The sequence below is a fragment of the Segetibacter aerophilus genome (assembly GCF_007991655.1).
Classification (GTDB): Bacteria; Bacteroidota; Bacteroidia; order Chitinophagales; family Chitinophagaceae; genus Segetibacter; species Segetibacter aerophilus.
The window spans coordinates 159,494-174,362 of the sequence record NZ_BJYT01000007.1 but is presented as its reverse complement, the minus strand read 5'-3'; the positions used below and the strand labels follow the sequence as shown (position 1 = coordinate 174,362).

Annotated in this window: 9 protein-coding genes; 3 read left to right on the top strand and 6 right to left on the bottom strand. The window is 42.2% G+C overall.

Annotation, left to right across the window (positions count from 1 at the left end; all coding sequences use genetic code 11):
- Positions 1-82: 82 nt before the first annotated feature.
- Positions 83-1,843 (bottom strand): ABC transporter ATP-binding protein, encoded by a 1,761-nt coding sequence (locus SAE01_RS10920; protein ID WP_147203794.1) that lies wholly within the window; start codon positions 1,841-1,843, stop codon positions 83-85.
- A 237-nt stretch (positions 1,844-2,080) separates the two neighbouring features.
- Here SAE01_RS10920 and SAE01_RS10915 point away from each other — a divergent pair, with 237 nt between their 5' ends.
- Positions 2,081-3,391: a GAF domain-containing sensor histidine kinase gene (locus SAE01_RS10915; RefSeq protein ID WP_147203793.1), complete on the top strand. Its 1,311-nt coding sequence runs from the start codon at positions 2,081-2,083 to the stop codon at positions 3,389-3,391.
- A gap of 7 nt (positions 3,392-3,398) precedes the next feature.
- Here the strand turns inward: SAE01_RS10915 and SAE01_RS10910 are convergent, their stop codons facing one another.
- The 4 genes from SAE01_RS10910 to SAE01_RS10895 all read right to left on the bottom strand — a co-directional run bounded on the left by SAE01_RS10910 (position 3,399) and on the right by SAE01_RS10895 (position 11,765).
- Positions 3,399-6,323: a PVC-type heme-binding CxxCH protein gene (locus tag SAE01_RS10910; RefSeq protein WP_147203792.1), complete on the bottom strand. Its 2,925-nt coding sequence runs from the start codon at positions 6,321-6,323 to the stop codon at positions 3,399-3,401.
- A gap of 58 nt (positions 6,324-6,381) precedes the next feature.
- Positions 6,382-7,260: a sugar phosphate isomerase/epimerase family protein gene (locus tag SAE01_RS10905; RefSeq protein ID WP_147203791.1), complete on the bottom strand. Its 879-nt coding sequence runs from the start codon at positions 7,258-7,260 to the stop codon at positions 6,382-6,384.
- Positions 7,261-7,625: 365 nt separating this feature from the next.
- A complete protein-coding gene (locus tag SAE01_RS10900) occupies positions 7,626-10,598 on the bottom strand; it encodes an FAD-binding and (Fe-S)-binding domain-containing protein (RefSeq protein WP_147203790.1) in 2,973 nt (990 codons plus the stop codon).
- A 63-nt stretch (positions 10,599-10,661) separates the two neighbouring features.
- The gene (locus SAE01_RS10895; protein WP_147203789.1) at positions 10,662-11,765 is read right to left on the bottom strand and encodes a toll/interleukin-1 receptor domain-containing protein; all 1,104 of its coding nucleotides are present in this window, start codon (positions 11,763-11,765) and stop codon (positions 10,662-10,664) included.
- 239 nt (positions 11,766-12,004) lie between these two features.
- Between SAE01_RS10895 and SAE01_RS10890 the strand changes: the two genes are divergently transcribed.
- Both SAE01_RS10890 and SAE01_RS10885 read left to right on the top strand, forming a co-directional pair.
- Positions 12,005-13,102, top strand: coding sequence for a hypothetical protein (locus tag SAE01_RS10890; protein ID WP_147203788.1), 1,098 nt, complete (start codon positions 12,005-12,007; stop codon positions 13,100-13,102).
- Positions 13,086-14,222, top strand: coding sequence for an Ig-like domain-containing domain (locus SAE01_RS10885; RefSeq protein ID WP_170234136.1), 1,137 nt, complete (start codon positions 13,086-13,088; stop codon positions 14,220-14,222). The genes SAE01_RS10890 and SAE01_RS10885 overlap by 17 nt, the downstream gene beginning before the upstream one ends.
- Here the strand turns inward: SAE01_RS10885 and SAE01_RS10880 are convergent.
- Complete coding sequence (locus tag SAE01_RS10880; RefSeq protein WP_147203786.1) at positions 14,219-14,641, bottom strand: VTT domain-containing protein; 423 nt, start codon at positions 14,639-14,641, stop codon at positions 14,219-14,221. The two genes, SAE01_RS10885 and SAE01_RS10880, sit on opposite strands and share 4 nt — an antisense overlap.
- Positions 14,642-14,869 lie beyond the last annotated feature (228 nt).

Here is a 14,869-nt window from a genome sequence, read left to right as displayed (position 1 = left end):
TTAGTTGAGTAGAATTGCTGCAAGTACAAGTGTGTGACACAACAATGCGTAATAGATAGCCTTCCGCTGGCAACCAACATTACTAAGCCAATGACACCGATTCATAATTACTTGTGCTTTGTTGCGAGTTTAAGATCTGCACATAATCCACACTGGTATTCATCAATTCTTCATGCTTGCCCGAAGCTACAATTTCACCTTGCGTCAACAGGATAATTTGGTCATACTGCTCGATGGCAGCTATCTTTTGAGTAACTGAAATGAGTGTAATGCCGGAATAATTTGTGAGCACGTTCTGTAAGATTTTAGTCTCTGTGCTTTGGTCGACCCTTGCGGTAAAGTCGTCGAGTAGCAAGATGCGGGGATCGATAGCCAGTGCTCGTGCAAGCATGATGCGTTGCTTTTGCCCCCCGGATAAACTCGAACCTCTTTCTGATACAACAGTGTTTAAACCATTTGGAAGGCTTTTTATAAAATCTCCTAATTCAGCAGTATCAATTGCTTTTTGTAAAGAGGCGTCTGTAACGGTGTCACTAAATGCGATGTTTTCCCTAATGCTCATATTAAAGACAATGCTGTCCTGGAACACAAAACCTACCTGGCTATAAAAGTTTTCTTTGTTATACTCTTCAATGCGGTGACCATCGAACTCAATAACGCCGGCAGTTGCTTTTACAAGACCAGTAAGTAAATACAGTAATTGTGTCTTGCCTGCCGCAGTAGGACCAATCACTGCTATCCGTGAGCCTGGTTTTATATGTAGATCAATATTCTTCAGAGTAGGTTTTTGTCCATAAAACAATGAAACCTTCTTTAGCTGTATGTCACCCTGCAGGTTTGATGTAATGGTACCGCCAGCAATGGGATCGGGGGAGTTTAACACAAAGCTTATGCGTTGATAAGAAGCTGTTGCCTGCGCAATTACATTGCTCATAAAGCCAATAACAAGTATCGGAAAAATAAGCATAGCAAGATAGCTGTTGAAGGCTGCAAAATTACCGAGAGACATACTGCCCGTAATTACGTAATGGCCGCCCAGTAACAGAATGGCGAGCCCGGCCATGTTTGCGGTAAACACGATCACAGGTATTAGCCCCGCAAAAAGACGCAGGATAGAAAGGCCAAGTGTTTTTGCCTGGTTATTTACTTCAATAAACTTATCATATTCGAGTTGCTGCGAGTTGACAACCCTTATAAGTGCCGCACCTAAAATACTTTCGCTAATTACTTTGTTTAGCCTGTCTATTACTTCACGACCTTTTATAAAAAGCGCCCTTACTTTTTTAAGTACTACGAAGAAAGTGATGCCAATAATGGGGATAATAGCCATTACACAAAGCGCCAGTTTCCAATTGATAGTGAGCAATAAAATGCTTGCCCCAACGATGATGAATAACGACGATGCAATAGAGACGACGGCTTGTGAAACAAACAGTTTTATAGAATCTACATCTGCCGTTAAATTGGTTAAGAGCTTTGAAGGATTTGCCTGCTCTAATGCTGCATAGCTTAAATGCGAAATTTTGTCTGCCAGTCTTGAACGAAGATCTCTTGCAACTTTTTCTGACGTGTATGTTTGAATGATTGTCTGCAGGTAAGTAAAAACAAAGACGAGGACAGTGGCTAGCAAAAACTGTTTGATGATAAAGCTGAAACTAAACTGATGATGTTCGAACGTATCGATACCGTTTGCAATGATCTTTGGGAGCAACAGGTTAAGTGCGTTTCCCAACAACGCGAATAAAATTAAAAGAACAACGAGTGCGGTGTATGGACGTAGCAGGGAGAAGACGCCGGGTGGTTTTTTTGTAGATGTGGTACGGTTATTTGCAGCAGGAGTCATATGATTACGAAGATATTTGTTTTCTGCCGGGAATTATGCTCATTTACGAAGCCTCGCTTGCATTCTAAAACTGGAAATAATGGTTGTTTTACTCCCTTGTGATTTTAAGGAATCAAGCTAATTATTGAAATAAAGAATTTCATATTTTTAGAATAGGTTTAAGCCTTTTTTAGCAGTAAAATAAGAACTGACATAAAAGGACTGCAAAGAGTTTTACTGCCGAGGTTGATTTTGTACATGAAAAAAAGCAACAAGAATCCTGATAAGATGGAAGTTAATGTGATTGATGAGCGCCTACAAAAAGATGTTGAGTCTATACAACGAATTCCTATCATCCCTAAAATACTAGATGTCATTTGTAGGACAACCGGTTTAGGTCTTGTTGCAGTAGCGAGGGTTACTGATGAAAAATGGATTACATGTAGTGTGCTGGATAAATTAGAATTTGGTCTTGTACCCGGCGATGAGTTGAAACTCGAAACAACTATCTGCCATGAGATAAGGCAAAGTGGTAAGCCGGTAGTTATAAACGATGTAGCTGCCGACAATCATTTCTGCAATCATCCTACGCCGGCTATGTACGGGTTTAGAAGTTACATTTCTGTACCCATTCTTCGAAAAGACGGAACTTTCTTTGGAACCCTTTGCGGTCTTGATCCCAAGCCTGCCAACTTAAATACGCCGGAGGTTGTTGGCATGTTTAATTTGTTTTCTGATCTTATATCATTCCACCTGCAGGCTGCCGAGGAAATTGAAAACAGTGAGCTACAGCTTTTAAAAGAACGTGAGGACCGGATGAAAATTTTAGAGAAGAAAAATGCAGAATTGAAGAAGATGAACCAGGACCTGGAGGCTTTTGCCTACGTAGCCGGCCATGATCTGCAAGAGCCTCTTCGAAAAATCGAAACCTTTACAAGTCTCATACACAAGAAGGATTACCAGAACCTGTCTGAGACTGCCAAAAACTATTTCGATCGAATAATAAAGTCTGTAACGAGAATGCAGGCTTTGATTAGAGACTTGTTGACGTACTCACAAGTAAAAGGTCATGAACTTGCTTTTAAAAACACTTCGTTACTTACCATCGTTAATGATATACAACAAAGCTTTTCAGAAGAAATTAGCCAGAAGCACGTAAAGTTTATAGTCGGTAAGATGTGTACGGCCCCGGTTATTCCATTTCAAATGTATCAGCTGTTACAAAACTTGGTGTCTAACTCGATCAAGTTTAGACGGCATGATATACCGCCTGTGATAGAAATTTCAAGTTTTATTGAAAAGGGAAATAAGGAGGTGAGTGATAAGTTATCGGAGGATAAAGAATACTGTCACATTACTGTAGCAGACAACGGAATTGGCTTTGAGGCGGAACACAACGAGAGAATCTTTAAAGTTTTTCAGAGGCTGAATGGAAGAGAAGAATATGATGGAACAGGTATCGGCCTTTCAATAGTTCAGAAAATCGTTGACAATCATGGCGGATTTATAGCCGCTACCGCCGAAGTAAACAAGGGAGCTCGTTTTGACATTTATATCCCGGCTAATTAAGCACTACTCACCGCTTCACAATGCTTTGGCCTTTTCTTAAATATGCTACTATATCGGCCAGGTTTTGTTCAGTCAGCCCATTGTTGACGGGATCAGGCATCAGGCTTTTATCCTGCTTTTGTTTCTTCGTGATTTCGCCTAACGGAATAGTATGTCTCTGGCCGGACAAATCCTTCAAGACCATTGCCTGGTTGTTTTCAGATACTAAAAAACCAAATAACGAAGAGCCATCTTTTGTGTTAACCAGCCATCCGTCATATCCAAAAACTATAGCCGCGCTGGGGTTTATAATTGCATCGAGTAATTCGGTTTTGCCAAATTTCTTTCCGATGGTTGTTAGCTCAGGTCCGATGGCTTTTCCTATTGCACCTACCTTATGACATGATGAACAACGATTGATAAAAAGTGCCTTTCCCCGCGTTGCGTCTGCGGTCATTTTTTCTATCTGTGATATTGAATATGTTTTGTTGGAGCCCGGCATTGAAAAATAATTGGTTGCCTGCACGCGAACAGTCGCATCAGGATTTTGAAAGATTTTCTCCTGGATAATGGGCATCAACGACTGAGGAAGCTTCTTCTCTGCTGCAAGACCAATCAGTAACTGTCCGCCTACCGAATCAGCTGCCATTTCCCTCGCCCTCGACCTACGCTCATAAATAGATTGATCAGCGTCGAGAATCACCTGTTGTTTCACTTTCATCTGGGCCAGCTTTCTTTCATACCGGGTATTGATGTTCAGCTTACTCCAATCCAAAAGGTTGTACCAGTCGTTGCCCTGGCGGAAGGAAAGCCAGTAAGAAGCCTGGTCAGAAACGTCGCCTAACTTCTTAGTTGAAAGTGCAGCCATTGCATCAGCAGCAGTTTTATGATTGACAAAAGCGAGGGCTGTTAACGCAGCACGGCGTTCAACTACCGGCAAAGTTGCATTTTCGGCACGTGCCACTAAATCATTTACCGCTTCAACAGGGTGTAGTCGCCATGCAAGCGCTGTCATCTGCTTGTTCCATTTTATGGACGGCTTGTTTTCTCCAAACAGCTTTAATATAACAGGATATATATCTGACTCGTGCCCCTTCAAATCAGCGCCTAAAGTTTCGAGGTACCACCGGTCTTCGCCGTCAAAACGTTTAACGAGTTCCAATAAAACCTCTTTGGTCTTTTCGTAGGGAAGATCGCGCAACGAGATCGCTACCTCTCTTCGTACAAAGGCAGCGGTATCACCAGCGAGTTTCTTTGCATACGGGAGAATGTCGGTAGTTGTTTGTTGTAATGCCCTGTATGCTGCAGCTCTTATTTGAGTATCAGGATTAGCAAGCATTTTCTCAACTTCTGCCCTACCCTTTGGCCCTAATTGTGACAGTAGCCAAACGGCTCTTGCTCTTATGTAGCGATTGTTATCAGACAACAACGCAGTAACGGTTTCAGCTGCCGCTTCTCCCCGTTCTTTCAACTTTTCAAATCCAAGGTTTCGAACATTTATTGCAGGATTTTTAAAAGCTAACAATTGTCCTTCAGCAGTGCTCAAATTAATTTTCGGAGCAGTAAGCTTTTTATTTTTTGGGGTAATCCGGTAAATCCTTCCGTACCCATTGCGATCTCTCATTTGGTGACCCCCAACAACAGGATCGTACCAATCGGCTACGTAAATACTACCGTCAGTACCAACCGCTACATCACTTGGGCGAAACCATTTTTCCTTATCTGCATTTTGGGCAGAATCATTCCAAACATATCCAACATTATCACTGGCCAATGATGTAATAAAATTACTCCTGCTACCTAAGTCATACCCTGATTTTTTTAGTGTGGGATGATAGCTAAATATCGTATTCCTTCCGGCGTCTGCACTCAACAACATGCCCATATATTGCGAGCCCAGGATATCGCTTTCATACATCACCACTCCTGTTGGTGCACCTGTCCCTGAACGATCACCTGCCGGCATTACTCCCGGATCATCCTGGTGCCAATGTGCAGTGAAAATGTCTTGTCCCGGACGTTGATCAGCTTGCCAATACCGAGTTCCGTCCTCGCTAAAATAACCGGCGTTTCCACCTTCCATCAGCCATGTAGTTCGACACGTTACCACCTGGTCGTCGTTGTCATTCTGCCAAAGATTGCCGTACGAATCTGGAATGATCTCATACGAATTTCTGAAATTGTGCCCCATTACCTTCAAACCTGTTCCGTCTGGATTAATTCGCAAGGCTACTCCACCTACCCAAACTTTGCCGTCATCACTTTTCAGGTTGCCTTGGTTTTCCTTTGCGTAAGGTGAACCTCCAACTGCAAGACTTCCTGCACGTAGGGTCCAACCCGCCTTGTCTGTTACCACGTGCGGCCCTGAATTACCGGCGTTAAAATACCAGTTGCCATCCGGACCGGCAAAAACCGCATGTAGTGAATGGTCGTGATCTTTTCCCCCGAAACCAGTCAGCAGAATCTCCTTTTTATCTGGCTTATCATCCCCATTCTCATCGGTATAAACAATAAGATTAGGCGAGCACGAGACAATTACTTTATTTCCGATAACTGCAATGCCGACAGGAGATACAAGGTCACGGTCCTGCACAAACACTTTTGAGCTGTCTGCCTTACCATCGCCATCAGTATCTTCTAATATCATTACTCTATCACCTTGTGAGTGGTGTAGAAACCTGGTTGAGTCGTTGTTGAAGTTTCGATAGTTAACAGCCTCCGTTACCCAAAGCCTGCCCTTAATGTCAACATCCATATTTGTTGGATTGAAAAACATGGGAGATTCGGCCCAAAGCGTTGCTTCGAGATCATCGGGCAAATACAAATCAACCCTTTTGCTGATAGCGGCCCCGGCTTGAAAGTCAGTTGACTTTGGGGCTTCTTTATAGCTCCATAAATAAACGGAGAGACAAAGCAACAATGGGAAAAAGGTGAGGTAGTATTTTCTTTTCATGTGGCAATTCGTTGTAATAATGATAGTCGTGGCAACATCCTAAACAATGCACATAGCGTTATATCTTTTTATTAAAAAGCTGCCGTAAAAATTGAAGGTTATGTTTGTAACTGTCCAACATGTCGGCATTTTTGGGTATGGCTCCTTCGATCTGCATCCAACCGTCTCCGTAGTAATTCATTTCGTAAACAAGATCCCTGATCTGTTGCCACGGCAAACTTCCCTGCCCCAATAGAAACCCGTTCTCTTTCATGTGAAGTTCGCAAATGTTATCCCTGCCCAACTGTTTCACTTCTTTCAATACATCATATCCTGCATCAGCTGTATTGCGAAAATCAACGTAAGCTTTTACATTTTTTGAGCCCACTTGCTCTATAATGTCGAGGTGCTCTCTTGCATTTAAATAAGATTCAACTCCTAGTATAATACCCTGTTTTTCTGCTTTCGGTGCAGCCCGCTTTAGCCTGCGTATCACTTCCTTTTTTCCCGCTTCATCATTCCTTAAATCATTCTTATCAAAGAACGCCAGAAGAATAACAGTGACCCCGAGGTTCTTCGCAACGTCAATCGTATCCCATACCCATTCCTCAGTACGAGGATCAGATTTATATGGCACATTATTCAGCTCTCCGATGGCAAGGCTCGAAATCTTTACACCTGTTCTTTTTGAGGCCAGCAGGTAGTCTTGCTGTAAAAATTTATCGCGGAGATGTAGGTTGTTTTTTTCCGATCCCATGTTTACCATAATACCATCCAGTCCTATTTGTTTGGCCACATCAAAAGCACCTACATCACTGTTCTTACCTATCGACCAATCACAAGCCCCAATGTTGAATTTTTGTTTTCGGGCCCCAGCAAACAAATCGCTTACACCAGCGAAAGGAGCCAATGCAGAAAGTAAGGCAGTATTGCTAAGCAATTTTCGGCGGGTTAGCATAGCATCGTTACAGGTTGTTTGCGGAGTAGTAAAGACATTTATTAAACGTTTTTCAATATAGCACAAATCTTAGAAGAACAGCGCTGAAGTCAACCCCGATACTTTTAAAAGGTTATTGTACTGGTATTATTGATTGCTCTGGCTTATTGTAGGAATTTTTTTGCCGGCTTTACCTTTGAATTTGACATCGTTGTGTCACTCCCTTGTACTTTTTTAGCTCTGCTCGACGGAAGTTGAAAGTGTTTTTTGAACGACATGAGTTCGAGTTGCTGGGTTGGTGGTCAACATGGGCGTTTGTTGTTGGTCAGACGACTAACAACTTCGAGAGAACGGCGACCAACAACGGCGGGGAAAGAGGGCCATTCTTATTTCAACGCTTCATACAAAATTTCGATCGGATGTTTCGCAATTCTCCCCGTGCCGTCTTTAATCTGGTGGCGGCAGCTGGTGCCCGTTGCAGCGATAACAGTTTGAGGTTGATTTCTTACCGCAGGAAACAAAACTAATTCTCCAATTTTCATGCTTACGTCATAGTGCTCTTCTTCATACCCGAAAGAGCCGGCCATACCGCAACAACCGGAAGGTATTTCAGACACGGTATAATTCTCGGGTAACGAGAGACACTTCAAAGTATACTGAGTAGAGGACAACACCTTCTGGTGACAATGACCATGCAGCAACATTTGTTTTGCTTCGGCCGTAAAAGAATCCTTGGTGATATTTCCTCTCAGCATTTCCCTGGCAAACCATTCGTCAAAGAGGAAAGTATTTTTTGCTAAATACTTAGCCTGCTCTTTTTGATCTTCAGGTACAAGGTCGATGTACTCATCGCGCAGGGTTAGTATTGCCGAAGGCTCAATGCCTATAATTGGAATGTCATCGGTTACAACATCTTTTAGCAGATTTACATTGGCAACTGCAATTTTCTTTGCCTCTCTTACCAAACCTTTTGACAAATAAGTTCTACCACTCTCAACATGTTTTGGTATGATTACTTCATAACCTAAAACCTCCAGCAGCCCTATTAGCTTTTGCCCGATTTCTACATCATTGTAATTGGTAAACTCATCGCAGAATAAATAAACTTTTGATGACCGCGCATTATTGACTTGTACCGAATTTTTCCCGGCTGATATCTTCGAACTGCCATCCGTCATCTTCTTACTTCTTCTCTCCCACCACTTCAGCAAAGTTGTTTTACCTAGCAAAGGCATTGTTCTATCAGGATGAAAGCCTACACTTTTGTTAGCCAGCCGCCTAAGTGCGGCAGTACCAAATACTGAGTTGTAAGCCCAGGGTGCAACAGAAGCGAGCTTCATTTGTTTGCTAAAATTCGCTACCAGTTTAGATCTCGTAGGCACTCCTTTATGATCGTAATACTGTTGCAGGAACTCCGCTTTCATCTTAGTGATGTCAACACTTGAAGGGCATTCAGACTTACAACCCTTACACGAGATACACAAGTCCAATACATCCAGCACTTCGGCGTATAACTCCCCTGGCTTGTGTGTTTCGATGTTGGTGTAAAAATGCCTGAGCATATTTGCCCTCGCTCTTGTTGTATCCCGCTCGCTACGCGTGGCCATATAACTTGGACACATTACACCGCCTGTTACCTGTGTCTTGCGACAATCACCAGAGCCGCTGCACTTCTCGGCCAAATGCAAAATGCTTTCCTGCGCGGTAAAAGAAAAAGTGGTTTCAATATGCTTCCGTGGCTTGTCTTGTTCGTGACGGAGAAAGTCATTCATCTTCGGAGTTTCAACAATTTTGCCCCTATTGAATATTCCTTTCCGATCAAATAACTGCTTGATTTCATGAAACAACGCAAAGTTTTTTTCACCCATAATGAACGAAATAAACTCACCACGAAGACGGCCGTCTCCATGCTCACCGCTCAATGATCCGTTGTACTTTTTTACAATTATTGCCGTTTCCTCTAAAATGGTTCTGAAAAGATGCTTACCTGCAGTCGTTTTTAAATTCACCATGGGTTCAACGTGAATTTCCCCTGCACCGGCATGCGCGTACATTGAGTATTTAACCTGGTGCTTCTGCAGTAAAGCCTCCACTTCGGCTATGTAATTGGGAAGATCTTCTACATCGACCGCACAGTCCTCAATCAAGTTAACCGGCTGTGCATCTCCGGGTTCGTTGCGGAGTAATCCGAGACCAGCTTTTCTCAGGTCCCAGGCCCTCAATGTATCATTGCCCAGTAAGAGTGGCCACGCATATCCCAAACCTTCCTGCTGTAACTCTTTTATTAATGCATTTGCTTTTGCAAGTAAACCTTGCTTTGTTGTATCAAAAAACTCCACCATTAATATGGCCCTTGGTTCGCCTTCAACAAAAAACCTGTTTTTCGATTGGTCAATATTTGTTTTCGTATACTCAAGTATAATGTCGTCCACCAACTCTGAGGCTCTGCAATCATGTTTTAGTGCTACGAGGTTAGCTCTTAGAGCCTCATTGATTGTGTTGGTATGCAGCGCCACTACGCCTTTCTCAGTTGGTGGAAGATCAAGCAGCCGGAGCTTTGCCTCAGTTATAAAACAAAGTGTACCTTCTGACCCGGCGATAAGCTTGCTGATATTAAAAGAACTACCTGAAGTAAACATGCTGAGAATTGAGTCCAAAGCATATCCCGTATTTCGACGCTTAACAGATGCTTTTGGAAAACCTTCGCGGATAGCTTGCTGCTTTTCATCGTCCTGCATCATGTTTTCGATCGATCTATACACCTCCCCTTCCAGCGATTGAAGCTTGCATTTATCCTGGTATTCTTCTTTGGTGAGATCTTTAAAAACAACCTCAGAGCCATCTGATAAAAACGCCTTTACTTCCAACAAATTCGCCCTTGTATCTCCCCAGATAATAGAATGTAACCCACTTGAATTATTACCGATCATTCCACCGATCATAGCCCTGTTAGAGGTCGAAGTTTCCGGGCCAAACATTAGCCCGGTTGGTTTTAGCATTGCATTCAAATCATCCCGTATCACCCCCGGTTGCACGCGAACCCATTTCTCGTCTTGGTTTATTTCTAAAACTGCCGTAAAATATTTTGAAATGTCAACCACCATTCCATTGCCTACAACTTGTCCCGCGAGGGATGTTCCCGCGGCTCTTGGTATAATGGTGAGGGCATGGTCATTAGCAAATTGTATTAGCAATTGAATGTCTTCGACGGTTTTTGGCAATGAAACAGCGATGGGTTTTTCCTGGTAAACAGAAGCATCGGTAGAATAAACCATTCGCATAGCATTGTCGCGCTCTGTTCCTGCAAAGTATAATTCGCCTTCAATTTTTTCAGCTAGATCATCAAATGGAAAAGACATGCGGCAAAGTTCGTTTGTACGTTTGTGTAATTCTCAATACCAGGTCGAAAAAGGTTCAAAGCTTTATTTTATTTTTCCGAACAACTGAACTTCCCTAATGTAGCCCGAGGATCCCTCACCGGCAATTTTGATTATTTTTATTTTTAAGTACTTAGCTGTCACGGGAGGGAAGCTAAATTCCTGGTAGGGGGTTTTGAAGAGCTTGATATTTTGAGGTTGAAATTTACCTATTGATTCAAATGTTCCCAATGGCTTATCGTTACCTACCAAGAGTTCAAATTCCTTTACATTGTACTCGGTTGTACGAGCGATCAGCATAGTAAACATATCAAAAGTTGCCGCCCTCTCGTTCTTAAAACCATATACAGCTTCCTCACCTACATGTATAGTAACTTCATCTTCGTTGTGGTCGATCGAATACTTCCAGTTATCATTAGAAGCAACCAGTAGTTCTCCTCCATTCTCACTATCTAACAGATTTATCCGCCCCGTTTTTGTCGCCACAGCCGGTTCTGAATTAGTGGCAGAACTGCCTTCATCTTTGCCTTTGCTCTCCAGTGCTGTTTCATTGTTTGTTTCAGCTGACTGTTCAGTCTGTTTGGTTTCTACAACCGCATCCTCAGGATCATTTGTGCCCTTATTTTTAAATAAAGCAAATACGACTAACAATGCTATAATGATGAAAACAACCGGCAGGGCTTTGCCCAATTTTTTAGGGCGTTTTTTTTCCTGCTCCGCAGAAGTTGTGGCAACTTGTTCGGCTGAAGGCTGAAAATTTGAAGGCTCAGGAGCATTCATAGCTTTAAGCAAATGCTCGAACGAAGAGTCGTAGTCGCCGGTGAAGTCGATGTATTGCAATCGGGCAAGCCTGAAGGGAACAGGGCACGTTTCTACCATTAATGGATAGATTCTTTTGCCTTTGCTCATCGCATAAGAAACTTCGTCCATTACGTTTGCCGACTTTACGAATGCTTCTGATAGAATAACTATTACTCCTTCGGCATCACTTAACGCCTTTTGTATACATTCATCCCAAGGCACACCTGGCGCAATATCGAGTTGATCGAGCCACACATCTTCGCCTGCTTTTTTAAGATCGATTGCCAGCCTTTTAACAAATTCAGAGTCTTTTCTGGAATAACTGATAAAGAATTTGCCCGATTGCATACAAGAGTTTTTATTGTAATGAAGCTGCTGGAAGATGCAGTCTAAAGTACATATTTCTTTTATAACCTCGTTTATCCGTCTTTCAAATCCGTATCCATTTGCATAATCATTTGGCCTTAACCCTCCATCTTATTGGCCTCACCTATTTTAATTTCTGAAGAGAACAAGTACAATCTAAAAATGTTATATTTGATTACACCCGTCCTCACATTTCCTTTCCATATTAAAACAACATACACATGAAAAAAACTCTCGCCTTTCTTGTTGCCGGAATAGCAGGAATATTCTTTGTCGCAGCAATAAAGCCAACGACGACCACCGGTTTTGTAAATGGTACTCCTGAAATTAAATCTATCAGTTCGCTGGCTTTTGGTCCCGATGGCATTTTGTTTATTGGTGATTCTAAAAGTGCCAGTGTATTTGCTATCAATACAAAAGATGCAAAGAAGAACAAAGCTGGCGCCGTTGAGATGAAAAACATCGATAAGAAAATTGCAGCGGCGCTTGGTACAGAAGTCGCGAACATTACTATTACAGACATGGCCGTTAATCCTGTTAGTAAAGCCTTATACCTTTCTGTGCAGCATGCTGATGGTACTCCTGTACTTCTAAAAGTAAACGGCGATCAGATTTCGTCGTTTTCATTGAAAGACGTCAACTACTCTTCGGTTGTTTTAAATAACGCACCTGCTGAAGATGCAAAAGATCAACGTGGCAGACCGTTAAGAATATCAACCATTTCTGATTTAGGATATGCAGATGGAAAACTATTGGTAAGCGGTTTGTCTAACCATGAATTCAGCTCTTCATTCAAAAGCATTTCTTTTCCTTTTACCGATAAACAAGATGAGGCCACCTTAGAAATTTATCATGCTGCCCATGGAAGGTATGAAACAGCGGCACCGATTAAAACTTTCACAACAACAGAAGTGAATGGTAAAAAATACCTTGTGGCCAGCTATACATGCACGCCTCTCGTGCTGTTTCCAATGGACCAATTGAAACCTGGTACCCATGTAAAAGGAAGAACAGTTGCTGAAATGGGCGCTGGTAATACACCGATTGATATGATCTCTTTAAATAAAGGAAGTGAGTCATTCCTGGTAATGGCTAATACTGCCCGATCCGTTTCCAAAGTAGACTATAAGAATATTGCTTCATTTGAAGGAACATTAACCGAGCCGGTGAAAGGCACAGCAGGGGTTAACTTTACCTTAATGCCAGACATGAATAAGGTACTACAAATGGACAAGCTGGATGACGCTCAAGTGGTAGTTTTACAGCAGAAAGCAAATGGTGATGTTGACTTATGGACAGCCAATGACAAGAACTGGTAATTTCTCTATATACTTCATAATCAGGTTATACCTTTTGTATAGCCTGATTTTTTTTGCGTGCACTTTTCTCGCCTCCTGCAAGCAAAATAAACAGGAAAAAGTCTCGTTGGTTTGGAGCAATGACAAAGCGGTAGCTATTGCTATACCTGAAGATTTATTAGAGACAGCCGGAGCAAGCGCGGATGGAAAGATGTTGCAGGTACGGGTTGCAAAAGGCGAGGAGGCAATGCTTGGCGATTTAAGCAGCAAAAATGGCCACGTTATTTTTACGCCGCTTGTTTCCCTTACAAGAGGATTGTTGTATGAAGTTGTTGTTAACAACAAAGTGATTGGTACTGTAAAAGTTCCTTTAGCAGATGCTGCAGACGCCCCCGTAGTACTTAACGTTTACCCAAGTTCAGATACCTTGCCTGAAAACCTTTTGAAGATTTACCTCCGCTTTTCGACCCCAATGCGCGAAGGAGAATCTTTACAACACGTGGCTTTATTGGATCAAAATAGTGATACCGTAAAAAACGTTTTTTTAGATCTTCAACCCGAACTCTGGAACAAGGAGCGGACTGTGCTAACAATGTGGTTAGATCCGGGACGAATAAAGCGTGATTTAATTCCTAACCAAAAATTAGGAAACCCTCTACAAAAAGGCAAACAGTACACTCTAGCGGTTGCAAACAATTGGAAGGACAATCGCGGTTTATCGTTAAAGGAACCATTCACAAAGAAATTTTTGGTTGGTACAAGAGATGAACTTTCTCCTGATCCGAAAGATTGGCAATTGAAAATACCCTCTGCAAAAACAAATGCTGCGCTGGTAATTTCCTTTGGTGAACCGTTGGACAAATTTCTTCTGGATGAAACTATCAGAATTATACAAGAAGATAATGCGGGTGTTGCAGGTAGAATTGAGGTAACTAATCAGGAAAGAGAAATACTTTTTACGCCGGTCGACAATTGGAAGCCGGGCAAATACCGGCTCGTGGTCCAATCAATTCTTGAAGACCTTGCAGGAAACAACCTGAACCGCCCCTTCGATCGTGATACAAAGGTGAAGACTGTAAAAACAGATAAGCCTATCTACGAGAGGACCTTCGAAATAAAGCAGCCTGTCTCGCTGCCTTAAAACAATTTCAAACCGTAATATCCAATCAAGGTAAAAACGAGGCAACGGGTAATTACACCTATGCAGCACCATGTGATTAATTTTTGTAGAGGAGCTTTAAATCCAATTCCTACAGCAAGGCTTACAGGTGCACCTACTGACATCGTTCCTAAAAAACCCAATCCTATAATTCCGTATTTATTCCAGATGCGATAAATAAGACCTGTTTTAGCGTCCTCTTCCTTTGGTTTCTTTTTGCTCTTAAATAATCGCCTGATACGATCGCCTAAAAACGCAGCTATAAATACACCTGCCAGGCCACCTGTCATACTAGCGAGTAGTATTAACCAGGGCGAAAGCCCGAATGCAAAGCCTGCAGGTATTGCAGCATAAATTTCAAAACTGGCTAAACCCGCAACGGTCAGGATCTTTAAAAACATTGTGATGATTTATAAATGACAGGGGCGAAGCTAAGGCGATTTAATACATATCGTTGTTAAACTCATCTTGCTACTTCTGGCACCCTAACCTTAGTTTCACCCTTTTTCGACCTGTATTTGCTTTTTAAAAAAAGCTCCATAACCTCCATGATGTGGCATAGTCTTTTATGCTACTTTTATTATATATTTTAAATTTCTTCTTTATCCTGGTCGCGGTGCAGAAACTTC

Coding starts and splice junctions, on each gene's coding strand:
- SAE01_RS10920 (WP_147203794.1), bottom strand. CDS start 1,843: ATGACTCCTGCTGCAAATAACCGTACCACATCTACAAAAAAACCACCC.
- SAE01_RS10915 (WP_147203793.1), top strand. CDS start 2,081: ATGAAAAAAAGCAACAAGAATCCTGATAAGATGGAAGTTAATGTGATT.
- SAE01_RS10910 (WP_147203792.1), bottom strand. CDS start 6,323: ATGAAAAGAAAATACTACCTCACCTTTTTCCCATTGTTGCTTTGTCTC.
- SAE01_RS10905 (WP_147203791.1), bottom strand. CDS start 7,260: ATGCTAACCCGCCGAAAATTGCTTAGCAATACTGCCTTACTTTCTGCA.
- SAE01_RS10900 (WP_147203790.1), bottom strand. CDS start 10,598: ATGTCTTTTCCATTTGATGATCTAGCTGAAAAAATTGAAGGCGAATTA.
- SAE01_RS10895 (WP_147203789.1), bottom strand. CDS start 11,765: ATGCAATCGGGCAAATTCTTTATCAGTTATTCCAGAAAAGACTCTGAA.
- SAE01_RS10890 (WP_147203788.1), top strand. CDS start 12,005: ATGAAAAAAACTCTCGCCTTTCTTGTTGCCGGAATAGCAGGAATATTC.
- SAE01_RS10885 (WP_170234136.1), top strand. CDS start 13,086: ATGACAAGAACTGGTAATTTCTCTATATACTTCATAATCAGGTTATAC.
- SAE01_RS10880 (WP_147203786.1), bottom strand. CDS start 14,641: ATGTTTTTAAAGATCCTGACCGTTGCGGGTTTAGCCAGTTTTGAAATT.